Below are 22,341 nucleotides of genomic sequence, written 5' to 3'. Positions count from 1 at the left end.
CTAGCCGTCCTCGCGCTCCTTCTCGGCCATCCGGATCACGCACACCGCCACCGCGATCTGCAGCGCCGCGTCGGCGTCCTCGCGGACCACGTCCACCGCGTACGTGTCGCGGATCCGGTACCACTGGCGCGAGACGAGGGCGAGCAGCTCGCCCTCGTACTCGACCTTGAACTCGCGGTCCAGGACCCGCCCGCTGACATCGAGCCCGGTGCCCTCGGCCAGCGTGACGCGGTAGTGGTCGCGCAGCAGCGAGAGCCGCTTGCGCCGGATGACCGCCAGCCGGAGCTCGTCCCTCTCCAAGGTCATCGCGTCGCGGAAGGAGAGCATCTTCTCCCGCAGGGTGATCAGGATCCGGCCGTCCGGATCCTTCAGCTCCAGGGTGTCCCGGACCCGCAGGGCCTTCCCGTCGACGAGGAACGCGTGGCGGCCGTCCTCGTCCTCGATCCAGTAGTCGTCTCCTATGGCCAGCATTTTGTCCCGTACGAGGTATTTCATGGGCTGATCCGTGCCCGCGATAGGTTGCCCCCATGCCCCTCCTCTACGTCACCGACCTGACCTACCCGGCGCGCGGCCGCCGCTACGGCGACGAGGACACCCTCCTCACCGCCCGGCTGCGCGAGCACTTCCCGCTGGCCCTGTGCCATCCGCTGGACGCGGAACGCCTCATGCCCGGCTTCGACGCCGTCGTGGTGCGCAACAGCGGTCCGGTGCTGCACTACCAGGAGGCGTACGACTCCTTCCGCGCCGCCGCGCTCGCCGCCGGCACCCGCGTCTACAACCCGCTCACGGGCCGCGGCGACATGGCGGGCAAGCAGTACCTGCTCGACCTCACGGCCGCCGGGTACCCGGTGATCCCGACGATCGACGACCCGGCGCGGCTGGCCGAGCTGCCGCAGGTCCCCTCGTACGCGGTCAAGCCCAAGCAGGGCGCCGACTCCATAGGCCTGACCTTCACCGCGGAACCGTCGGGCCCGGCGGGCGAGATCCTCATCCAGCCGCGCATCGACTTCGCGTACGAGGTGTCCTTCTACTTCGTGGACGACGCCTTCCAGTACGCGCTGTACGCCCCGGACCCGGACCGCCGCTGGGAGCTGCGGCCCTACGAACCCACCGACGCGGACCTGGCGTTCGCCCGCGCCTTCGTCGAGTGGAACACCCTCCGCCACGGCATCCAGCGCGTGGACGCCTGCCGGGCGCCGGACGGCGGACTCCTCCTCGTCGAGCTGGAGGACCTGAACCCGTACCTGTCCCTGGACCTGCTCCCGCCCGCGGTCCAGGACGCGTTCATCACATCACTCACGGGATCTCTCCACTCCTTCCTCACCTGATGTCAGACCCGGGTGCGAGGCTCGGTCCATGGACAAGCAGACGTTCTGGAAGCTGATCGGCACGGCCCGCGCGGAGGCGGCGCAGGACCTGGTGGCGGAGCGCGCGGCGGCATTGCTCGCGCGGCTCCCGGAGGCGGAGATAGCCGGGGCCCAGCAGGTGCTGTGGGACCTGCTGGCGGAGTCCTACCGCAGCCCCCTCTGGGCCGCGGCCTACGTGATCAACGGCGGCTGCTCGGACGACGGCTTCGACTACTTCCGCGGCTGGCTCCTCACCCAGGGCCAGGAGGCCTTCGAGGCGGCCCTGGCCGACCCCGACTCCCTGGCCGTGCACCCGGCGGTCCGCGAGGCCGCGCGGGAGGGCCTGGAGCTGGCCGACGAGGAGGCCCTGTCCATCGCCTGGACCGCCTACGAGACGGCCACCGGCCGCGAGCTCCCGGCGGACTCCTTCACGATCAGCTACCCGCCCCTGGACCCCGCCTGGGACTTCGACTTCGACGACACCGCCGAAACCACGTCCCGCCTCCCCCGCCTGAGCGCCCTCTTCGACTAGCCCCACCACCCCCGGGCCGGGCCCGGGGGCAATTCCGTACACCTTCGCCGACCTGTCCTCACAGCTCACCAACCTCGCTGCGGGTGAGCTGGTCCGGTGGCTGCCCCGCCGCCAGACGACGGACCCGGCCTCTTCCACCACTTCACCGGACAGGGCCAGTTGGACGAGGACGGGCGGGAGTACACCGACGATCCTGCGCGGGTCCACCTGTGCACCACGGCGTTCCAGGCCGTCTGGCAACGCGCCATCCCGCACGAGGAGTACAAGCCGCGCTGACCGGTCACCACCATGGCTGTCTCACCCTCTTCGAGTGCCCAGCAGGCCCGGCAGGCTCTGGCGAACCGACTCGCCGAACTCTGCCGGGACTCCGGCCTGAACGGGCGCGACCCCGCCCGGCTCTGCGGATGGCACCCGTCCAAGTCATCCCGGTCCTGATCCAGACCCATGGCTACACCGAAGCGGTCTTGCGGGCGGTCCAGCGGAGGCGCGTGGAGGTGGACGACGTGGCCGACGCGGTGGCCGTGCGCAGGGAGCGTCAGCCTGGGCGTGGTGCCCACGCGGACCGATCGGTCCCGGATGCCGGTTGAAGGGTTCTGGATCTTCGATGTGGCCCGAGCACACGGGCCGGACCGGTCACATGACCTTCCTGCGGGAGTTCTCGGAAGTCGCCGTGGTGGAGCGCATGCCCTGAGCAGGCGGTTCGCACCGGCGTGATCCTGCGTTCACGGGCGGATGGCAAGCTTGAAGGATGAACGATGCTGCCCCGGCGCCCACCCCCGCGCCCGCACCCCGCAAGCGTGCCCGTGTCCGTGCCCCCGAGCTGATCGGCAAGGGCGGCTGGCTGAACACCGGTGGCAAGCCGTACACCCTCGCCGACCTGCGCGGGCGGATTGTGATCTTGGATTTTTGGACCTTCTGCTGCATCAACTGCCTGCACGTCCTCGACGAGCTGCGCGAGCTGGAGGAGAAGCACCGCGACACCGTTGTGATCATCGGGGTGCACTCGCCGAAGTTCGTGCACGAGGCCGACCACGACGCCGTCGTCGACGCCGTCGAGCGGTACCAGGTGCACCACCCCGTGCTGGACGACCCGGAGCTGGCGACCTGGAAGCAGTACGCCGTCCGGGCGTGGCCCACGCTCGTCGTGATCGACCCCGAGGGGTACGTCGTCGCGCAGCACGCCGGTGAGGGGCACGCGCACGCGATCGAGCGGCTCGTCGAGGAGCTGGAGTCCGTGCACGAGGCCAAGGGGACGCTGCGGCGCGGGGACGGGCCGTACGTGGCTCCCGAGCCGGTCGCCGGCGCCCTGCGGTTCCCCGGGAAGGCGCTGGTGCTGCCCGGCGGGACCTTCCTGGTGTCCGACACGACCCGGCACCAGCTCGTGGAGCTGGCGGCCGACGCGGAGACCGTCGTACGGCGCTTCGGGAGCGGCGAGCGCGGGTTCACGGCCGAGAGCTTCAGCGAGCCGCAGGGTCTGGCGCTGCTGCCCGACGGGCGGGTCGTCGTCGCCGACACCGTCAACCACGCCCTGCGCGTCCTCGACCCGGAGAGCGGGGCCGTGGAGACCGTCGCCGGCACCGGCCGGCAGTGGTGGCAGGGCTCGCCCACCTCCGGGCCCGCGCTCGAGGTGGACCTGTCCTCGCCGTGGGACGTGGCCTGGTGGCAGGGCAAGGTCTGGGTCGCCATGGCGGGTGTGCACCAGCTGTGGACCTGGGACCCGGCCGAGGGGACCGTCGAGGTCGCGGCCGGCACCACCAACGAGGGCCTGCACGACGGGCCGGCCGCCGAGGCCTGGTTCGCCCAGCCCTCCGGGCTCGCGGCCGCCGGGGACCGGCTGTGGATCGCCGACTCCGAGACCAGCGCGCTCAGGTACGTGCGGGACACCCCCGACGGCCCCGTCGTCACGACCGCCGTCGGGACCGGCCTGTTCGACTTCGGGCACCGGGACGGGGACGCGGGCCAGGCGCTGCTCCAGCACCCGCTCGGGGTCACCGCCCTGCCCGACGGCTCGGTCGCGGTGTGCGACACGTACAACCACGCGCTGCGCCGGTACGACCCCGCCTCCGGCGAGGTCTCCACGCTCGCCACCGACCTGCGCGAGCCCAGCGCCGCCGTGCTGGCCGGCGAGGACATCGTGGTCGTCGAGTCCGCCCGGCACCGGCTGACCCGGCTGCGGCTCCCCGAGGACGCGGTACGGGTGGACGCGGTCGCCCACCGCACCCAGCGCGCCGCCACCGACGTGGCGCCCGGCACGCTCCGCCTCGACGTGGTGTTCCAGGCTCCCGCCGGGCAGAAGCTCGACACCCGCTACGGGCCGTCCACCCGGCTGCTGGTCTCCTCGACCCCGCCCGAGCTGCTCACGGCGGGCGAGGGGGCCGGGACCGACCTGTTCCGGGAGCTCGCTCTGAACCCGGAGCTCACCGAGGGCGTGCTGCACGTCTCCGCGATGGCGGCGTCCTGCGACGACGACCCGGACAACGAGTACCCGGCCTGCCACGTCCACCAGCAGGACTGGGGCGTGCCCGTCCGGGTGAGCGCCGACGGGGTCGCCCGGCTTCCCCTCGTCCTCGCCGGGATGGACGACGAGGGGTAGCGCGTACCGCCTTCCTGGGGGGTCAGCCCTCCAGGAAGGCCACCAGGGCGTTGGCGAGCAGGTACGGGTCGTCGGCGCCGCACAGCTCGCGGGCGCTGTGCATCGAGAGGATCGCGACGCCGATGTCGACGGTCTGGATGCCGTGGCGGGCCGCCGTGATCGGGCCGATCGTCGTGCCGCAGGGCATCGAGTTGTTGGAGACGAAGGTCTGCCACGGCACCCCGGCCCGCTCGCAGGCGGCGGCGAACACCGCGCGCCCGCTGCCGTCCGTCGCGTACCGCTGGTTGACGTTGACCTTCAGGATCGGCCCGCCGTTGGCCCGCGGGTGGTGCGTCGGGTCGTGCCGCTCACCGTAGTTGGGGTGCACGGCGTGGCCGGTGTCGGAGGACAGGCAGATGGTGCCGGCGAAGGCCCGCGCGCGGTCCTCGTACGAGCCGCCGCGGGCGAAGACTGAACGTTCCAGCACATTGCCCAGCAGCGGTCCGTCGGCGCCGGTGTCCGACTGCGAGCCGTTCTCCTCGTGGTCGAAGGCGGCCAGGACCGGGATGTGGTCCAGCTTCCCGGCGGTGGAGACCGCCGCCAGCGCCGCGACGCCCGCGTGCACCGACAGCAGGTTGTCCATGCGCGGTCCGGCCAGCAGCTCGCGGTCGCGGCCGAGGTAGGCGGGCGGCTCGATCGAGTGGACCATCAGGTCCCAGCCGGCCACCGAGCCCTGCTCCAGGCCCTCTTCCTCCTCGAGGAAGGCGATCAGGTCGCCCTCCTGGACATCGCCCAGGCCCCAGATCGGCTGCATGTGCCGCTGCTTGTCGAGCTTGAGTCCGTCGGTGTTCACCGACCGGTCCAGGTGCACGGCGAGTTGGGGCACGCGCAGCAGCGCGCGGTCCACGTTCACCAGGCGCTCGGAGCCGTCGCGCAGGGTCAGCCGCCCGGCGAGGCCCAGGTCGCGGTCGAGCCAGGTGTTGAGCAGGGTCCCGCCGTAGATCTCGACGGCGATCTGCCGCCAGCCCTGGGAGCCGGTGTCCGGCAGGGGCTTGACCCGCAGGTTGGGGGAGTCGGTGTGCGCGCCGACGATCCGGAAGGGGGTGGGGGCGCTCGCGCCCTCCGGGACGAACCAGGCGATGAGCGCGCCGCCGCGGAGCACGAACTTGCCCCCGGTGCCCGCGTCCCAGGCGTCCGTTTCCGACAACTGCCTGAAGCCTGCCTTCTCCAGCCGCTCGGCCGCGTTGGCCACGGCGTGGTACGGCGACGGACTGGCCGTCAAAAAGGTCATCAGATCGTCGGTGTGGCCGCGGTCGAAGCGGGCGGGAGAGCTCATGTGGTTCACCTTAACGACGGTCGTGTACGCCATGGCCGGACTGCGGCGGATAGCCGAGGGACCCGGGACCGCGGGGTGGGTGGTCTGCGGTCCCGTCGATTCTCAGCCCGGCGGACGCTCGAATCGGCGCTGCAGCTGTCTGCGCTCGCCCCGGCGGATGCGCGGGAGCATCTCGGGGGTCTGCGCGGAGCGCTGCGCGCGTCTCTTGCGTCCGGCGCAGAAGATACAGCCCTCACCGGGCGGTGCGTCGGGGTCGATGGGTGCACCGGGGTGTTCGGAGCAGCCGGAGGCGTTGCGCGGCCGGGACAGTTCGCGGGCGACGATGAACGCGCGGTGCAGGTCGTCGGCGATCCGGACGAAGTCCTCGGCGGGCGAGGACAGGGCGAGGTGGAAGCGCTGGTCCTCGACGGTGCGCAGCTGGGCGCGGAGCGTTTCGAGGGTGTAGGGGCCCTCCGGTACGGGGTATCCGAGGCGCCGCTGCTCGGCCGCGGGCGCGGGGCCGGCGGGCCGGCCGCCCTGGAGCCGCCGTCCGAGCCGGCGCCGGTCGTTGCAGATGAGGCAGCGGCCCCAGCCGTCGGGGGCCTCGGGGTCGAGGGCGCCGTTGGGGTGTTCGGGGCAGCCGGTGTAGCTCTTGGCGGGGGCCAGGCCGGCGGCGGTCTGGAAGGCCACGTACAGGGCGTCGGCGATGCCGTCGTACTCGGCGGGGTGCGCGCCGTCGTACAGCTCGCGGAGGTGGTCGCCGAGGCTGCCCAGGCTCGCCTGCAGCTCCTTGAGGGCGTACGGCCGCCCGGTCGGGACGGAGTACCCCCTGCTGTGCTGCTCCTGTGGACTCATACGTATGAGCGTCCCATGAACGACCGACAACGGAAGAACGCGCTGGTAAGCGAGCGGCCGGGCCCCCCGTGGAAGGGGACCCGGCCGGTGGTGCGCGGGGCCGGTTAGAACGCGGCCTCGTCGAGCTCCATCAGGGAGTTGTCGACGCTCTCGGCGAGCGAGCGGGCGACCGAAACGCCGGGCAGGACCTGCGACGCGAAGAACTTCGCGGCGGCGATCTTGCCGGTGTAGAAGGCCACGTCCTTGGCGGAGGCGGTGGCGAGCTTCCCGGCGGCCACGGCCGCGCCCTTGAGCAGCAGGTATCCGACGACGACGTCGCCGGAGGCCATGAGCAGGCGGGTGGTGTTCTGGCCGACCTTGTAGATGTTCTTGACGTCCTCGCCGGTGGCGGTGAGGTCGACGATCATCTGGCCGACGATGGCCTCGAGGTCGACGGCGGCCTTGGCGAGCGCGTCGCGGGCGCCGGCCAGCTCCTCGCCGCCGACGGCCTCGGCCAGGAACTTCTTGATCGTCTCGGAGAGGACGTTCAGGGAGGCGCCCTGGTCGCGGACGATCTTGCGGAAGAAGAAGTCCTGGCCCTGGATCGCCGTGGTGCCCTCGTAGAGGGTGTCGATCTTGGCGTCCCGGATGTACTGCTCGATCGGGTATTCCTGGAGGTAACCGGAACCGCCGAAGGTCTGCAGCGACTGGGCGAGCTGCTCGTAGGACTTCTCCGAGCCGTAGCCCTTGACGATCGGCAGGAGCAGGTCGTTCAGGCCGATCTCGGCGGAGGCGTCCTCGCCGGCGGACTGCTTGAGCTGGATCGCGTCCTGGACGGAGGCGGTGTACAGCACGAGGGCGCGCATGCCCTCGGCGTACGCCTTCTGCGTCATGAGCGAGCGGCGCACGTCGGGGTGGTGCGTGATGGTGACCTTGGGCGCGGTCTTGTCCATGAAGTTGGCCAGGTCCGGGCCCTGCACGCGCTCCTTGGCGTACTCCAGCGCGTTGAGGTAGCCGGTGGAGAGGGTGGCGATGGCCTTCGTGCCGACCATCATCCGGGCGAACTCGATGATCATGAACATCTGGCGGATGCCGTCGTGCTTGTCGCCGATCAGCCAGCCCTTGGCGGGGTGCTGGTCGCCGAAGGTCATCTCGCACGTGTTGGAGGCCTTGAGGCCCATCTTGTGCTCGACGTTCGTGGCGTAGACGCCGTTGCGCTCGCCCAGCTCGCCGGTCTCCCAGTCGAAGTGGAACTTCGGGACGAGGAAGAGCGACAGGCCCTTGGTGCCCGGGCCGTGGCCCTCGGGGCGGGCGAGGACGTAGTGGAGGATGTTCTCCTCCATGTCGTGCTCACCGGACGTGATGAAGCGCTTCACGCCCTCGATGTGCCAGGAGCCGTCCGCCTGCTGGACGGCCTTGGTGCGGCCGGCGCCGACGTCCGAGCCGGCGTCCGGCTCGGTGAGGACCATGGTGGAGCCCCAGCGCTTCTCGACGGCGAGCTGGGCGACCTTCTTCTGCGCCTCGTTGCCCTCTTCGAAGAGGATGCCGGCGAACGCCGGGCCGGAGGAGTACATCCAGATGGCCGGGTTCGCGCCGAGCAGCAGTTCCGCGTACGCCCATATGAGTGAACGGGGCGAGGTGGTGCCGCCGATCTCCTCGGGCAGGCCCAGACGCCAGTACTCCGAGTCCATGAAGGCTTCGTAGCTCTTCTTGAAGGAGGCGGGGACCGGCGCGGTGTTGGTGGCCGGGTCGAAGACCGGCGGGTTGCGGTCGGCGTCCTCGAAGGAGGCGGACAGCTCGTTCTCGGCGAGGCGGGTGAGCTCGGAGAGGACGCTCTTGGCGGTCTCGGTGTCCATCTCCTCGAACGGACCGGTGCCGTACAGCTTGTCGCGGCCGAGCACCTCGAAGAGGTTGAACTCGATGTCGCGGAGATTCGACTTGTAGTGCCCCATGGCGACGGCTCCGTTAAGGCTCGGGGAGACAGGTTCCTCGTACATACCAATCGGTAACGTCATGATGCTACCCGCCGGTAATAAGAATCAACCCTTCTGGGACGACTGTGACCAGGGTCAAGCCAGAAGCGCTCGACGATCACTGGACCGGGGCGCGGCCGTCCTCCGCTCCCGGCCCGGCGGCCCCCGGCGGACCCCGGTGGCGGAGTCCGTGGTCCGCTGGCCGGAACTCGGCGGCCCGGCGGGCCTCCGTCTCGGTAGGCTTCGCCCCATGTACGGCTACGACCAGACCCCGGGCGCCCAGCAGCAGTACGCCCCGCAGCAGCCCCCGCAGGGCTACGCGCAGCAGCCGCCGCTGTACCCGGAGCCGTCCCCGCCCTCCCTCGCGGACGCGGTCCGGGCCTTCACCACCGGGTCGCTGTCCGCCGAGGACTTCCAGCAGATCTTCGCCACCTCGAAGGTCTACTGCCCGCGCGGCGACACCCCGGGCTTCCTGGCGCTGCACAACACGCAGCAGCCGGTCATCCCGATGTTCACCACGCTCAAGGAGCTGCGCCGGTACGCGGGCAAGGAGTCCAAGTACTTCGTGATCACCGGGGCCGAGGTGATCGACCTGCTGCCGACCGGCTACGGCTTCGTCCTCGACATGGAGGGCGACCACCGGATGGTCTTCGACGCGAAGGCCGTCGAGCAGATGGTCGACTTCGCGATGCGCCGGATGTACGGCTAGACGCCACTGCTGCGCGGACGGCCAGGGGGTCGCCCGTGCCAGGTCAGAGCACCTGCGGGCCCCGGGGGAATGCCCCCGGGGCCCGCTCTGTTCTGTGGGGTGTGGCAGAAAGTTCGAGTTTCAACTAAACTCGACGCAGAAGGAGGTCCTGACCATGCCCGCAGTGACTGTTGAGAACCCGTTGACGCTCCCGCGCGTGGCCGAGCCGACCGCGGTCGTCCCGCGCAAGGTGCTGGCCGTCACCACCGCTCCCGGTGGGTTCGAGGGTGAGGGATTCCCGGTGCGCCGCGCCTTCGCGGGGATCAACTACCAGCACCTGGACCCGTTCATCATGATGGACCAGATGGGCGAGGTGGAGTACGCCCCGGGCGAGCCCAAGGACTCTACCAGTTGGGGGAGTGTCCTGACGGACGCTCGCTGACCTGCGGAAACTTGCACCCAGAGGAGCGGACCATGCCTGCTGTAACCGTCGAGAACCCCCTGGCCCTGCCCCGCGTGGCCGCGCCTGCCGATGCCGTTGCCCGCCCCGTGCTGGCCGTGACGAATGCACCGAGCGGCTTCGAGGGTGAGGGCTTCCCCGTGCGCCGTGCGTTCGCGGGGATCAACTACCAGTACCTCGACCCGTTCATCATGATGGACCAGATGGGCGAGGTGGAGTATCAGCCTGGGGAGCCGAAAGGGACCCCGTGGCACCCGCACCGCGGCTTCGAGACGGTCACGTACATCATCGACGGGATCTTCGACCACAAGGACTCCCAGGGTGGTGGCGGCACCATCACCAACGGCGACACCCAGTGGATGACGGCCGGCTCGGGCCTCCTCCACATCGAGGCCCCGCCGGAGCACCTGGTGGTGTCGGGCGGGCTCTTCCACGGCCTCCAGCTGTGGGTGAACCTGCCGGCGAAGGACAAGATGATGGCGCCGCGCTACCAGGACATCCGCGGCGGCAACGTCCAGCTGCTGACGTCCCCCGACGGCGGCGCGCTGCTCCGGGTCGTCGCCGGTGAGCTCGACGGCCACCAGGGCCCCGGCATCACGCACACACCGATCACGATGATCCACGCGACGCTGGCACCGGGCGCGGAGGTCACCCTGCCGTGGCGGGAGGACTTCAACGGTCTGGCGTACGTCCTGGCGGGCAAGGGCTCGGTCGGTGCCGAGCGCCGCCCGATCCACCTGGGCCAGACCGCCGTCTTCGGCGCCGGTTCCTCGCTCACCGTCCGCGCGGACGAGAAGCAGGACTCCCACACACCGGACCTGGAGGTAGTCCTCCTCGGTGGACAGCCCATCCGTGAGCCCATGGCCCACTACGGTCCGTTCGTCATGAATAGCCAGGCCGAACTCCAGCAGGCGTTCGAGGACTTCCAGAAGGGGCGGCTGGGCACGATCCCGGCCGTGCACGGAATGTCCGAGGGCGGCCTGTAGGGCTTGCTGAAGCCAGACGCGGAGGAGCCCGGCCCGCTGAGGGAGGGGCTCGTCCGCGGTCGCTGCCGCCCGCCACCGGGTGATGGCGCCCAGTGAGATGTCCGGCGCGGGAGATCGGGTCGCGGCAATGCGGATGCCGAGTCAGGCGCCAGTCAGGCAATATCCCGGCATGTCTACCGAAGTCAGCGGGATGATCGAGTGCCGTCCTGGTGCCCGCCTCTGGGGCCCCGACGACGAGGACTCTGTGTGGGAGGCCGCCATCGATCTCTTCCTCCTCAACAACGGCAACGCCTACGACGCACTCGCGTGTCTCTTCGGAATCCGCAACCACTGCGGCTTCCGCTCTCTGGCTGAAGGCCGAGGCTTTCCGGCCGACGCGTCCGAGACGCTGCGAGCCGAGTACGCCGCCTATGGCGGCTCGCCTCACACATGGCACAACCTGGATCACCTGGTCCGAGCTCGCCGCCGCCGACTGGAGCGAGAAAGACCGTTCCGGCACCCGACGCCGCGACAGCGTCGTGGGGAACGAGACTCACTGGGGACCGGTCTGGAGCGTGATGTGAACGCTCGGCGAACTCCACGGCGCGGACCAGGTGCGGCTCGTGATCTGGTTCCACTGATTGCAAGGTTGGCGGCCGGACGGCCGGAGATTCCGCTGAGAGCCACAGGGGAGCGGGCATGCTACGGCGCGCACTGGCATGACCTGTTACGGCTTCGTTCGGGAAGGCCGCTTCGGATCTCACTTGCCGCATTGTCAGTAGCAGTTGTTACGGTTCCGGCATGCTGGCGAGCAGGTGCAGGGGATCGTATGACGCTCGGTGATGACATCAGGTCGGATCTAAACAAGTTGGTTCGCATGCCCTGGAGCACTCGGGACGGGCGAGTGGTGCCAGATACGGAGGACATCAAACTCTTCTCGAACGATGCAGTGAAGCTCGACGCTGTCTACCTCTATGCCGACCTACTTGGATCGACGAAGCTGGCCCGAGACTTCCGGCCCGAGACGGCGGGTAAGGTGATCCGCGCCGTGCTCCGTACTGCGTCCACCATCATCAAGGGGTACGGCGGCGAGATCCGCAGCTATGACGGTGACCGAGTGATGGCTATTTTCATCGAGGGTGCCAAAAACACGATGGCCGCCGAGTGTGCCCTGAAGATCAACTACGCCATCCAGTACATCGTCGAGCCAGCGTTGTACGCCGAGCTACCGCATCTGGAAAGCGCCGGATTTCAAGTGCGCATGAGCATGGGTATCGCATCCGGGGAGGCGTTCATTACACGAGCTGGCGTTCGGGGAAGCAGTGACCTTGTCTCAATCGGACGCGCCCCGAACGTTGCGGCCAAGCTCAGCGACCTCCGGAAGGAGCCGCACTATCGAATCTACATCACGTCGGATGTCTACAACTGCCTGCTGGATGCGTCGAGGTTCGACAACGACGGCAAGGACATGTGGGTGTCCTACAGCACGGAAGTCGGCGGAGAACAGATGACCGTCTACCGCAGCTCCTACTACTGGGGGCTGGCGTGAGTGGGCAGGCAGGAGGGCGTATGAAGTCAGTCGCAGAGCCGTTGTGCTCGGGCCGCCGCTGGTCTCCAGACGAAGATGGCCGCGCAGAAGCTCTGCGCGGCCTATCGGCTCGCTGGCCTGACTCACGAAGCAATGCCGGCTATGAATACGAGCGTGCCGCCAAGCCCAGCCAGGACGAAAGATAGTTGGACGAAGCGGTGCTTACGCCAGGTGATCTTGCTCATGTTGACGAGTTGGTTACTTAGTGCGGGGAGCATGTCTTGCTGCTGCAGCCGATCCGCCAAGGCGGTCGGTTCCCAAAACTGAAGGTGGCCAAAATAGATGAAGTTCTGATCGAACTCGGCCTTCAGCGCCTCCCTGGGGCGCAGACGTGGCACGACGACAAGGATCGCGAGGACTGCAGCCGCCAGGATCAGTAGGATGCCCGCCCACAGGGGACCGCGCACGCCGAAACCGGTGAGGTTCGCGAAGAGACGGTTCTTGTCGGACAGGGCAACGATTCCTGCCAATGCGGCAGACTCCAGGGTGAGCGCGAACGACGCCTTCGCATCGACTCTAGCCGTCCATTCCCCAAGCGCCGCGTGTATCCGCCAGGCCGTCTCGCGGGGGTCAGACGAAGGGTTGTTCATACGGGCCACGTCCAGTTTGAGCGGTAGACGTTGATGGTTTGGCCGCCTACTTCTCGTGCGTACGGGCCAGCCCACATTGCCTTCTTGTCGCCGCCGACGTTGTACTTGGAACTGTCCGCCATGCTGTCGAAGACGGACTTGGTAATGTAGGAGCGGTATTCACCATCGCGGACGTCGCTGAGTTTGGCTGCCACGTTCGGCGCTCGACCGATGGAGACAAGGTCGTTACTTCCCCGGACTCCGCCACGCACAACCAGCGCTGTTCCCGAGTCAATGCCAACACAATGGTTGACCTGGAAGCCCTTGGCTTTGATGGAGGAAAGGTTTGCCTCCACCTTGGGTCGGACGATCTTCTGCACGACGTGATGGATCTGCAGAGCGCACTTCGCGGCCTCTGTGTTCTTGTTGGCGCCCATGAAAATCGCCATGACGCGATCGCCGTCGAAGCTGCGGATTTCCCCGCCTCGCGCCTTGATGACCCTGCACGTGGCGTCGAGGTACGCCCGGATCACCTTCGCGGCCGTGGTACGTGTGAAGTCTCTGGCCAGGCCAGTGGAGTCAGCAAGGTCTGCGTACAGGTACACAGCGTCGACCTCGACGGCTCCGTTGCGGAGACTCACGCTATCGGTTGTGGGTACGACAGTACCTTTGCGTGTGTTCCAGTCTGAGCACACAACGTTGGTGACGGCGGCGTTGATCTCGTCTGCCAGGCCCACAAGCCCCCCAATCTCGGTACGCAACGAGCGTCCGCAACCTAGCAGGACCCACTGACAGTCCTCACCGGATGCCGAGGATCCGCCTGCGGGTGTCCCGTCTTGGTCCTGACGTCGTGAGGTGTGCGGTCAGTAGGTTGCCCTAGTTTGCGCGGCGCGATGCTACGGCGCTGTGCTGCCGTCTACCTCCAACCGTCCAGGGAGACTTCGGGACCCCCGGCGAGGTAGCAGCGCAGTGCGCTGGCGGTGGTCTCCACGAATTCCTCGGGGATGGCGTCGGCATCGACCCAGCGGACCTGGGAGTGCTTGCGGGGTTCGCGGTTTTCGGGTTCGCCGGTCCATTCGTGGGCGGCGAAGACGACCGTGAGGAAGCCGTTGGGGGCTTCGACGCCCCAGGCGCCGTGGATGATGTGGGCGACCTTTAGGGACTCGGGCTTTACCGTGAGGCCGGTCTCCTCGTAGAGCTCGCGGACTGCGGTCTCCGTGATGGGCTCGCCCGGTTCGCTCTTGCCGACGGGGAGGTCCCACATCCCCTGTGCGAACTTGGCGTTCTCGCTGCGCTGGAGGAGGACGACGCGGTTGGTGGCCTTGTCGTGGACGATGACGGCCGCGACCAGCAGGGTCATCGATTCGAGCGCCGGCTTGAGGGCTTCGGAGCGGTCGTCGGTCTGCTGGGCCACGGTGTTCCCTTCATCGGGCGGGTTGTTGGGCATGTTAGGCGAGGGCCTCGCGGGCGCGGCGGGCGAGATCGGCGGCGCCGGGGACGTGGCGGCGCTGGTAGACCGCGAGGGTGGAGCGGATCGAGGTGATCGCCTTGCGGGTGCGGTCGGAGGTCATGCCTTCCATGAGGACCAGGGCCTGGGTCCAGGCGGCGACCGCTTCGTCAGCGCGGGCCTGGGCGGCGAGGCTGTCGCCGAGGTCGGCGTGGGTGAGGGCGTGGACGCGCTTGTACTTCTCGGGGTCCCAGCGGGTGAGGGCGTCGCGGTGCTGTTGTTCGGTGCCGATGTGGTCGGCGAGGTCGGTCAGGGTGCGGGCGGTGTGGCTGGCCACGGTGCCGGCGGCGGGGCCGCTGACGCGGGAGTAGCTGGGCTGGGGGCCGTCGTCCCGGAGCAGGGCGTCTTCGGCGGCGAGGAGGGCACGTGCGGCAGAGGGGCTCGCGTCCGTGGCGGCGTAGGCGCGGGCGTGGGTGATGTGCAGGAGGGCCTCGGTCTGGCCGTCGACGTGGCCGAGGCCGCGCCGCAGGGCGCCTTCGACCAGGTCGACGCAGTGGTGGGGTTGCTTGAGGCTCAGGGCCTGGTGAGCGAGGGCCCGCATCATCCAGGCGGCGTGGCCGTAGGGGTCGGCTTCGCAGGCGAGCTGGTAGCCGACCTGGTAGTAGCGCTGGGCGGCGCCTTCGTGGCCCAGGTCGTGGTGTTTCCACCCGGCGAGATAGGCGAGTTCGGCGACGGCACCGAAGGCGGCCTGACGTAACGGCTCCGAGGGGAAGCGTCCCCGGAGCATCGGGGCGGCGGTGTCCGCGAGGTAGGCGGTGACGGTGGTCAGTCCGTGGCCGCCGCCGAGGCGTTCGTCGGCTGCGCTGAAGGCGGCGGTGATCTGCCGTACGACGTCGATGTCCTCGGTTCCGACGAGTGAGCGGCCGGTGCGGGCGCGGAGCATCCGGGAGGTGGCTTCGTGGTCGTGGAGCAGCGGCATGGCGACGCCGGCTGTGGTGAAGGCGGCGATGGCGAGGAAGCGGCGGCGTTCGACGTCGGCACGGCCGAGGTCGGTGACTGCCTCGACCGGATCGCCGTTCGAGGTGGCCTCGGCGTCGCCGGGCTGAAGGCCGATCTGGGTCTGGGTGACGACGCGGCCCAGGCGGCGGGAGAGAGCTTCGGCAAGGTACTGGCCGACCTGGCCTGAGGGCGCGCGGGTGCCGTTGGCCCAGTGCGAAATCGCGGACTTGTTGGTTTGGAGAAGTTCGCCGTTCTCGGCGGCGATGCGGCGGACGTCCTTGGCGAGGGCTTCGTACGTGCATCCGGCTGCGTGGATCGTCTCGCGCAGACGGGAGTTGGGGTCGGTCGGCGCTGGCACGTTCCTCCGTCCCGGAGCTGTAAACCGCGTATACCGCTTGGGCTCGGTCACACCGTACCCACTCTGCGTAGCCGGCGGTTCACTTATGGACAGCCGCCCCACTCTCGGGCCGGGCGGCCCCCAAGTTCCGTACGCCCCTACCGGGCTCGGGCATTCCTATGCCCTGGCCCGGACGATCAGAGACGGAGATACGGTGACCACCATCGACACCGCGACCATCACGGTCGAGCTGCCCGACGTCTTCGACCCGCGCTGGAGCCGCCTGCCCGGCATCCAGGTCGAGGGCCGACGCCTCACCATCGACCCGGCCGAGTACTTCTTCCGCTTCGAGTCCAACACTTGGCTCGTCGCCGACTGGGAGCTGGTCAAGACCCAGCTCCTGGACGTGGACGAGACGACCGAGAGCGCGGTCGAGCAGCTCGCGCTCGACTTCATCAAGAACAACGACGAGTCCACCTCCGACGCCGCCCGCGTCCTGGCCACCGCGTACGAGGTCTACACGTACCTCTTCCGCGACGAGCACCTCGCCGGCCTCGGACTCCCGCAGATCACCGCCGACCACCTGCGGATGCTTCGCGAGGCCGCCACCTTCATGGCGCTCAACAAGGTCGAGCTGGACGGGCACATCTCCAACGTCGGCCCGTGCTGGTTCTTCCCTGCCGCCACCTCCGTCGTCTTCGACCTGGACGACGAGACGGGCGGGATGCTCGACGAGGTCTACCACGGCGGCTGGTTCAACGAGCACCGCCGGATCGAGTCCATCAAGGCCCACGCCGCCCTCGGTGGCCGGCTCGTGCACGGCTGCCAGTCCGTGCCGGACCAGTCCGGCGGCGTGGTCGCGCCCTACGGTGCCTCGATGGCCAACTTCCGTGACGACCTCGCCGCGTTCAAGGCGGGCTGGATCGAGCAGGTCTACGCCCACCGCGTGACCGCGGCCGAGTAGCCCCCACCCCCGTACGGCTCCGGGGCGGGCTGACACGCTCGCCCGCCCCGGAGCCCACCAGCCCCTGGAGACACCCCCATGGATCAGAGCCTGACCGCCGCCCTGCTGGACGACCTGTGTGCCCTCATCCGCAAGCCCCTCCCCGAACGCACGGAGATCCGCGTCTGGGGCATGTCCGGAGTCGAGCGCGTCACCTTCCCCGACGGCACCACGGCCGTTTTCAAGTACGCCAAGGAACCCTTCGACCGCGAGGCCCAGGCCCTGCGGATCGCACACCAGCGCGGGCTGCCGGTCCCCGAGCTTCACGCCACCGCCATGCAGGACAAGTGGCTCGGGATGCTCATGGACGACCTCGGCACCCCGGTACGGGAGGCCGACGACCTCGACGGCGTCGCCGCCGCCGTGATGCTGCACGCCGCCCGCCCGGCCAGCGGCTTGCCCTGCCTGGACGGCGCGGGCCTCGTGGCCCTGCCCGGGCGGGCCCTCGATCACCTCCAGCTGCTGCAGAAGGCCGAGCGGTGGACGGACTGCGACGACATCGAGACCGCGCTGGGGAAGATCTCCGCAGCTGCCGAGTCCCGTGCTCAGGGGGCGACGCTCGACCCGTTCGGCTGGGTGCACTCCGAGTTCCACCCCACGAGCGTCCACATCGGGGAGGAGGGCTGGCACCTCCTCGACTTCGCCCGCGCCTTCACCGGCCCCGGCCTCATCGACCTCGCCTCGTACCACGGCACCACCGACACACCGAGCCCCGTCCAGCTGCGGGTGTTCCTGGAGCAGTACGTCACCGCAGGCGGGCACGAGGACGCCCTCGCGCCCAGGGGCGGTCTGACCGCGGAGGCATGGGCCCTGGGCTGGCACCGCATGTGGGCCGTCGAGTGGTTCATGGAGCAGGCGATCCGCTGGATCAACGACCCGACCAAGGACCCCGCGTACATCCCCGTCGTCCGCCGCCACCTGAACGACGTGGTCCAACTCCTGGAGGTCTAGGTGCTCGCCCAGGTCTCCCCCTGGTACGCCCACGCAGCCCAGCGCCTGACCACCGCCCCGGTCCACGCCCTCAATCCTCCGACACGGATGGAGTGGAGCACCCACCCCGGCCTGGGCCCTGGCGCGGAGATTCTCGGCCGGGACCTGCGCGGCAAACGCCTCCTGGAGCTGGGCTGCGGCCCCGGTCACAACGTCGCCCACCTCGCCCAACACCACCAAGCCCGCGTCACCGGCGTCGACCTGGTGGGCCTCCAGGTACGGCGAGCGCGGTCGTACTACGGCCACATCGAAGGAGCCACCTTCGCCGCCGGGCAGGCACTGCACCACCTCCAGGCCAACGGGCAGACCTTCGACGCGATCTGCTCGGTCTTCGGCGCTGTCGGCTTGGTCGCCCCAGAGCTGCTACTCGCCGCGGTCTCCCGTCGTCTGGTACCGGGTGGCGTACTGGCCTTTTCCGTACCCCACCCGGCACGGGCCGGAAGACATCCTTCGACGGACGACCGTCCCCGCGAGGACTACGTGACCATGCCCGACCGCACCCGTCTGCCCATCGCCCGCTGGGAGTTCGACGCCCACCGATGGGCCGCCCATCTCTCCCGGACAGGCCTGCGGATCACCTCGGCCATCGAGCTGCGGCACCCGCGCCTCGACCCGTGGCCCACCACTCTCCTGATCACCGCCCGGAAACGCTGACAGATGGAGGCAACGATGCCCCTGCCCTACATCCTGCTGGACATCGACGGTGTCCTCATACCGTTCCCGGCGTCCGACGGCAGCACCCCGCCCACCCACGTCCGCCACACCGTCCTGCCCGCGGGCCGCGACCCCGACAGCCCGGTACCGATCTGGCTCAACCCCGCCCACGGCCCGTTGCTCGCCGCCTTTCTGGCCGACGCTCTCGTCGCCCCCGTGTGGTGCACGAGCTGGCGCAAGGACGCCACCACCATCGTCGGGCCACTCCTCGGGCTGCCGGAGTTCCCGTACCTCGACCTCCCCCGCCCCCAGATCACGACCAGCCACCCCAACGGCTACCTCTGGAAGCGCGACCACGTCGAACCGTGGCTCGGCGGATCGGCCGTCGCCTGGATCGACGACGACTTCACCGACCTCGACCACATCTGGGCCGCCGAACGGACCGCACGCGGATATCCCACGCTGCTGGTCCAGCCGGACCCGTACGTGGGCCTTCAGGAGGCTCACCTCGTGGAGGTCTGCCAGTGGGCCTCCCGGCACGAGGTGGCATCGGGGTCTCCCGAAGCGGCGTAACAACGCCGGACTGGTCGGATTGTCGCCTCGCTCAGTGGGGCTCCGCCTGGGCGTTCCGGTGGGCGATCAAGTGCGCGACCGCAGCGTCCAGTCGGCCAGCTGTCTTCCTCACCCCTTCCAAGACGGCACGGGATTCGGCCGCCTCCGCTCCGGAGTTCAGGGCCTTGGCCACCTGATTCAGGTTGTTTCCTATCCGGCCCAGGGTGCGTCGAGCGGCGAAGAGTTCGACGACGAGTTCTCGATCGCCGGCAACCTCGGCGGCAGTGCGGTTCAGGTCACGGGATGCGGTGAGCGCGCAGTGTGCAAGGAAGCCCGCGAGGGTCATGTCACAGGCGCGTGCGCCAGCGGTGATCAAGGCGAGCTCGGTTGCACTGAGACGAACGGTGCGGACGAATCTCCGCTGCGTCCCGCTCCGATGGCGTCGACGAACCTGGGGCAGCGGCGCGCTGGTGACGGGAAGGACGGGCTCCCCCACAGGCTGCGGTCCGCCCTCGGTCGCGGTCTCTCCCTCCGGCGCCCCCTGGTGCCGGAGCGCCCCTTTGGATGCTCCGCCGACGGTGGAGTATCCAAAGGTATAACTTGCTGCGCTTGTGGCGGCGGTGGTCCTGAGCTGCTTCTCGGCGGTCGGTAGGTGCTGCGTGATGTTCATGAGGTGGTGCTCCAGAGGTTGATGGGTGGGACGCTGCCGAGGCGTTGCATGCGTCCCGTGGCCGGTCAGGGCAGGTACGGATGGAGGTGCCGGTACGGAGCACTCCGTCCCGATGGGGAGTTCCGTCCCCGCGCTGATCTGCGCGGGGACGGATGCGACGGAGTGAGGCGGTTCCGGGGTCCGGGTCAGCGGGCGCGCTTCGGGGACCCCGGCGGACCGGGCGGTGGCGGTGCTGCCGGGTGGGCCGGGGGCCTGGGCAGTGTCTGCTTGGGTGCCGGGTTCGCGACGGGTCGGGCGGATGGTGCAGGGGCGGGCGCGTTCGGTTCGCGCTCGGCGGCCGGGGCGGTGAGTTGGGGGCAGTAGCGGGCCCAGGCGTCCAGGAACTGGTTGCGGGTATAGCCCTTGGCCTGCCTGCCGCTGTCGAAGCGGTGGTTTGCCGAGCTGATTCCGAAGTCCCTTAGCAGGTGACCCAGATGGTAGGAGTTGAGGCCCTTGGTGCCGTACTCAGCCCAGGGTGCGTCAATGTCCTGGATCAGTCCGGCGAGCAGCTCCGCGGTGGGCAAGGCTGCCGGGTCTCCTCGGTCGGCGTAGATGCGCTGGATGTCGCGCAGCAGGCGCGTCCTGAGGGTGGTCTCGGCGTCCTGGCCCACCTCGTGCCGGGTCATGGACAGGCATGCCGCGCGGGCCAGGTCGGGCCAGTGCTTGCCGGCCAGGTCCGCGATGATGACCAGCGGCTCCCATGTGTCCGCGGCGCGGTCCTCGACCGGCATCGGCGGCACGAGGCGGGCCGCGCTGGCGCGCAGAGGGGCAAGCCACGCGGCCAAGCGTTCGCGGAGTGCCTTCAGTTCCGGCACAGCGTCACGCGATCGGAATGGCGACACCTGCTCGCCCGGCTTGCGCTTCTGCATGCGGATCACGACGGCCCGGTCCATGATCGTGTCCGGTAGGTCGCCGATTCCCGCCAGCGCCGCCATGGCGAAGGTGTGGAAGGCGGTCGGCTTCTGCTCGGGGCCCGAGATCCGCCAGGCGGGACGGTTGCGCTGGTGTCCGGCATTCAGGAGGCCTCGCAGGTCCTCCTTGTCGCCGGCCTTCGGGCCGAAGATGGTGTCTGCCTCGTCCACCAGCAGCGTCGGCGGGTTCTTGCCGATGATCCGGAAGATGACCGCCGGGGACGTGTTCACGGTCATCATTGCCTGGTGGACGGTCTCGTGGAGGACGTCCAGGAGGCGTGACTTACCGCACCCCTTGGTCGGCCCGACGACCGCCAGGCGGGGAGCGTGCTGGAGCGCCGGCTGGATGTGGGTGGCGGCCACCCACAAGCTGACCGCCGTCAGCGCCTCCGGACTCGGCAGCACCACATACCGGCCGATCGCCGCACGCAGCTCGTCCAGCAACTGCGCACCTTCACTGGCGGTCCGGTCCCCGTCGGCCATCGGTCCTCGGGTTTCGGTGGGACCGGTCCCCGCTTCCACATCCGCCGTGAGGGGACCGGACGTCGCCGGTTGGTAGGCGGCTTCGGGGACCGTGAGACTGCGGTCCCCTGTCCCGTGATCGTGGGGACCGACCGGATTCGCGTCTTGGGGACCGGTCCCCAGAGCCCCGACCTGCGGTTCTGTCACTGTTACGGGGACGGGAGAGGCGGTCGGCGGCACCGTCCCCGTGTGGTCCGGGGACCGGTCCCCGCGACCTGAGTAGTGGGGACCGAGAGGTGTTTCGGGACGGTCCCCATTTCGGGGACCAGCAGACCGGGGACCGCTATGGTCCCCGTGCGGCTCTTCTGCGAGCGGGATGAGCGTCTGGCCGGGGATGGCGACCGGGGGCCAGAGGGCCTTGTACTCCGAAGCGGAGATGAGGGAAGCGTCTTCCATAGTGCTCCTGACTGGCGCCTGGGCAGGGCCCGGCACCGGGTGGGGATGGTTCAGTGGCAGCTGACGACAGCGGGCTTTGCCTGCTCGCCGGGTGCGGGGGTCGGGACGGAGGGTGTTCCGGTGGCGTACGTGTCCGGAGATGTGCCGGGGTCGCAGGTCCAACGGCCGAGCACTCTGACGATCGGCTTCTGATAGCAGACCCGGCGGCCGTTCCCGGTGGTGAACTCGACTGTTTCGATGGCCAAGTCGCAGAGAACCGGACCGTCCAGGTCGAGCAGATGGGCCCGGGTCTCCTCCACCCCCTCTGCGAAGCGCCACGAGGAGGAGCGGAAGCGGAACAAACCGAGCTCAGAGGCATCGGCGAGCCGGAACAGCAGAGTTGTGACGGGCTGCGGCCCCTGACCGAGCCTCGCTCGGACCTTTCGCTCCTCCATGAGCGACGGACAACCGCAGAGGCTTCCTGCCCGGGCCACCGGCGACAAGTGAATGCGTCCGTCACAGTGGTGGGCGAGGCCGCGAGAGTCCCATGACTTCATGTACGTCGTAAGACTTTGCGGTCGGTCGATGACGACTCGGAGAGCGTCCTGCCCCAAGACGACCTGACCGCTTTCTGGTCCATTGGCCTGGTGCTGGTGCGGTTCCGTACCGAACAGACGTGCGAGGCTCTCCGTCATGCGCACCGACGCCGGAAGCAGGCGCCAGACTGGCTGGGACAGCAGCTTGCCATCGACGATCCGACCGAAGTCGACATCGCAACCGACTTCGTTGTGCGCTCCGGACGCTGCGCACGTGCTGGGAAGGCCACGCTGCTGGCAGCGAGTGACCTGTGGACGAGGGTGGCCATGCGCTCGCGCCGGGTTACGTCGCTGATGCCCAGGGCGTCTGTGGGCGGCGGGGAGCGGTGTGGCCGTGCCGGATGCGGAGGCGGGGTTGGGCAAGTATGGCTCCTGACTGTTTGGAGGCGGGGCGGCAGGAGGGC

General features: G+C 69.2%; 24 protein-coding genes. 13 read left to right on the top strand and 11 right to left on the bottom strand.

The genetic code is table 11. From position 1 onward, the window contains the following. Window positions 1-495 (bottom strand): LURP-one-related/scramblase family protein, encoded by a 495-nt coding sequence (locus ACTVZO_RS21085; RefSeq protein WP_443299870.1) that lies wholly within the window; start codon window positions 493-495, stop codon window positions 1-3. Window positions 496-527: 32 nt separating this feature from the next. Between ACTVZO_RS21085 and ACTVZO_RS21080 the strand changes: the two genes are divergently transcribed. The 5 genes from ACTVZO_RS21080 to ACTVZO_RS21060 all read left to right on the top strand — a co-directional run bounded on the left by ACTVZO_RS21080 (window position 528) and on the right by ACTVZO_RS21060 (window position 4,471). Then, the gene (locus tag ACTVZO_RS21080) at window positions 528-1,328 is read left to right on the top strand and encodes a hypothetical protein (protein WP_443299869.1); all 801 of its coding nucleotides are present in this window, start codon (window positions 528-530) and stop codon (window positions 1,326-1,328) included. A gap of 28 nt (window positions 1,329-1,356) precedes the next feature. Then, window positions 1,357-1,878 carry a DUF4240 domain-containing protein gene (locus ACTVZO_RS21075; protein ID WP_443299868.1) on the top strand — a complete coding sequence of 174 codons (522 nt, stop codon included), beginning with the start codon at window positions 1,357-1,359 and terminating at the stop codon, window positions 1,876-1,878. A gap of 96 nt (window positions 1,879-1,974) precedes the next feature. Further along, a complete protein-coding gene (locus tag ACTVZO_RS21070) occupies window positions 1,975-2,154 on the top strand; it encodes a DUF6879 family protein (RefSeq protein WP_443299867.1) in 180 nt (59 codons plus the stop codon). Between the two features lie 128 nt (window positions 2,155-2,282). Then, window positions 2,283-2,465, top strand: a complete 183-nt coding sequence (locus ACTVZO_RS21065) for a Scr1 family TA system antitoxin-like transcriptional regulator (RefSeq protein WP_443299866.1) — start codon at window positions 2,283-2,285, stop codon at window positions 2,463-2,465. A gap of 161 nt (window positions 2,466-2,626) precedes the next feature. After that, window positions 2,627-4,471 (top strand): NHL domain-containing thioredoxin family protein, encoded by a 1,845-nt coding sequence (locus ACTVZO_RS21060; RefSeq protein ID WP_443299865.1) that lies wholly within the window; start codon window positions 2,627-2,629, stop codon window positions 4,469-4,471. 22 nt (window positions 4,472-4,493) lie between these two features. Here ACTVZO_RS21060 and ACTVZO_RS21055 read toward each other — a convergent pair whose 3' ends face one another. From ACTVZO_RS21055 to ACTVZO_RS21045, 3 genes are all read right to left on the bottom strand, one after another. After that, entirely contained in the window at window positions 4,494-5,786 is a 1,293-nt protein-coding gene (locus ACTVZO_RS21055; protein WP_443299864.1) for a M18 family aminopeptidase, read from the bottom strand. 102 nt (window positions 5,787-5,888) lie between these two features. Further along, window positions 5,889-6,620, bottom strand: a complete 732-nt coding sequence (locus ACTVZO_RS21050; RefSeq protein WP_443299863.1) for a hypothetical protein — start codon at window positions 6,618-6,620, stop codon at window positions 5,889-5,891. A gap of 104 nt (window positions 6,621-6,724) precedes the next feature. Then, a complete protein-coding gene (locus ACTVZO_RS21045) occupies window positions 6,725-8,551 on the bottom strand; it encodes an acyl-CoA dehydrogenase (RefSeq protein WP_443299862.1) in 1,827 nt (608 codons plus the stop codon). Between the two features lie 271 nt (window positions 8,552-8,822). Between ACTVZO_RS21045 and ACTVZO_RS21040 the strand changes: the two genes are divergently transcribed. The 4 genes from ACTVZO_RS21040 to ACTVZO_RS21025 all read left to right on the top strand — a co-directional run bounded on the left by ACTVZO_RS21040 (window position 8,823) and on the right by ACTVZO_RS21025 (window position 12,234). Then, window positions 8,823-9,281: an SseB family protein gene (locus ACTVZO_RS21040; RefSeq protein WP_443299861.1), complete on the top strand. Its 459-nt coding sequence runs from the start codon at window positions 8,823-8,825 to the stop codon at window positions 9,279-9,281. 154 nt (window positions 9,282-9,435) lie between these two features. Further along, window positions 9,436-9,702, top strand: a complete 267-nt coding sequence (locus ACTVZO_RS21035) for a hypothetical protein (protein WP_443299860.1) — start codon at window positions 9,436-9,438, stop codon at window positions 9,700-9,702. Between the two features lie 32 nt (window positions 9,703-9,734). Next, the gene (locus ACTVZO_RS21030; protein ID WP_443299859.1) at window positions 9,735-10,706 is read left to right on the top strand and encodes a pirin family protein; all 972 of its coding nucleotides are present in this window, start codon (window positions 9,735-9,737) and stop codon (window positions 10,704-10,706) included. A 169-nt stretch (window positions 10,707-10,875) separates the two neighbouring features. After that, a complete protein-coding gene (locus ACTVZO_RS21025; protein WP_443299858.1) occupies window positions 10,876-12,234 on the top strand; it encodes an adenylate/guanylate cyclase domain-containing protein in 1,359 nt (452 codons plus the stop codon). 122 nt (window positions 12,235-12,356) lie between these two features. Here ACTVZO_RS21025 and ACTVZO_RS21020 read toward each other — a convergent pair whose 3' ends face one another. From ACTVZO_RS21020 to ACTVZO_RS21005, 4 genes are all read right to left on the bottom strand, one after another. Further along, on the bottom strand, window positions 12,357-12,863 hold the full coding sequence (locus ACTVZO_RS21020; protein WP_443299857.1) for a Pycsar system effector family protein: 507 nt from the start codon (window positions 12,861-12,863) through the stop codon (window positions 12,357-12,359). Beyond that, window positions 12,860-13,483 (bottom strand): adenylate/guanylate cyclase domain-containing protein, encoded by a 624-nt coding sequence (locus tag ACTVZO_RS21015; protein WP_443299856.1) that lies wholly within the window; start codon window positions 13,481-13,483, stop codon window positions 12,860-12,862. Before ACTVZO_RS21015 ends, ACTVZO_RS21020 begins: the two co-directional genes overlap by 4 nt. 275 nt (window positions 13,484-13,758) lie before the next feature. After that, entirely contained in the window at window positions 13,759-14,289 is a 531-nt protein-coding gene (locus ACTVZO_RS21010; RefSeq protein WP_443299855.1) for an NUDIX domain-containing protein, read from the bottom strand. Between the two features lies 1 nt (window position 14,290). After that, window positions 14,291-15,646 carry a helix-turn-helix domain-containing protein gene (locus ACTVZO_RS21005; RefSeq protein ID WP_443299854.1) on the bottom strand — a complete coding sequence of 452 codons (1,356 nt, stop codon included), beginning with the start codon at window positions 15,644-15,646 and terminating at the stop codon, window positions 14,291-14,293. Window positions 15,647-15,839: 193 nt separating this feature from the next. Here ACTVZO_RS21005 and ACTVZO_RS21000 point away from each other — a divergent pair, with 193 nt between their 5' ends. The 4 genes from ACTVZO_RS21000 (at window position 15,840) to ACTVZO_RS20985 (ending at window position 18,845) form a co-directional block, all read left to right on the top strand. Next, window positions 15,840-16,589 carry a hypothetical protein gene (locus tag ACTVZO_RS21000; protein WP_443299853.1) on the top strand — a complete coding sequence of 250 codons (750 nt, stop codon included), beginning with the start codon at window positions 15,840-15,842 and terminating at the stop codon, window positions 16,587-16,589. Between the two features lie 78 nt (window positions 16,590-16,667). Then, window positions 16,668-17,579, top strand: a complete 912-nt coding sequence (locus ACTVZO_RS20995) for an aminoglycoside phosphotransferase family protein (RefSeq protein ID WP_443299852.1) — start codon at window positions 16,668-16,670, stop codon at window positions 17,577-17,579. Next, a complete protein-coding gene (locus tag ACTVZO_RS20990) occupies window positions 17,580-18,272 on the top strand; it encodes a class I SAM-dependent methyltransferase (RefSeq protein WP_443299851.1) in 693 nt (230 codons plus the stop codon). 15 nt (window positions 18,273-18,287) lie between these two features. Beyond that, complete coding sequence (locus ACTVZO_RS20985; RefSeq protein WP_443299850.1) at window positions 18,288-18,845, top strand: HAD domain-containing protein; 558 nt, start codon at window positions 18,288-18,290, stop codon at window positions 18,843-18,845. A gap of 31 nt (window positions 18,846-18,876) precedes the next feature. On the opposite strand, the gene ACTVZO_RS20980 is transcribed toward ACTVZO_RS20985, so the two are convergent. The 3 genes from ACTVZO_RS20980 to ACTVZO_RS20970 all read right to left on the bottom strand — a co-directional run bounded on the left by ACTVZO_RS20980 (window position 18,877) and on the right by ACTVZO_RS20970 (window position 22,036). Further along, on the bottom strand, window positions 18,877-19,494 hold the full coding sequence (locus ACTVZO_RS20980) for a plasmid mobilization protein (protein ID WP_443299849.1): 618 nt from the start codon (window positions 19,492-19,494) through the stop codon (window positions 18,877-18,879). Between the two features lie 185 nt (window positions 19,495-19,679). After that, window positions 19,680-20,927, bottom strand: a complete 1,248-nt coding sequence (locus ACTVZO_RS20975) for a DUF3631 domain-containing protein (RefSeq protein WP_443299848.1) — start codon at window positions 20,925-20,927, stop codon at window positions 19,680-19,682. A 485-nt stretch (window positions 20,928-21,412) separates the two neighbouring features. Further along, entirely contained in the window at window positions 21,413-22,036 is a 624-nt protein-coding gene (locus tag ACTVZO_RS20970; RefSeq protein WP_443299847.1) for a recombination directionality factor, read from the bottom strand. Between the last annotated feature and the right edge of the window lie 305 nt (window positions 22,037-22,341).

Origin of the sequence: Streptomyces sp. IBSNAI002, assembly GCF_052244475.1 — a bacterium.
GTDB lineage: Bacteria > Actinomycetota > Actinomycetes > Streptomycetales > Streptomycetaceae > Streptomyces.
This window is presented reverse-complemented; position numbering and strand designations above follow the sequence as displayed.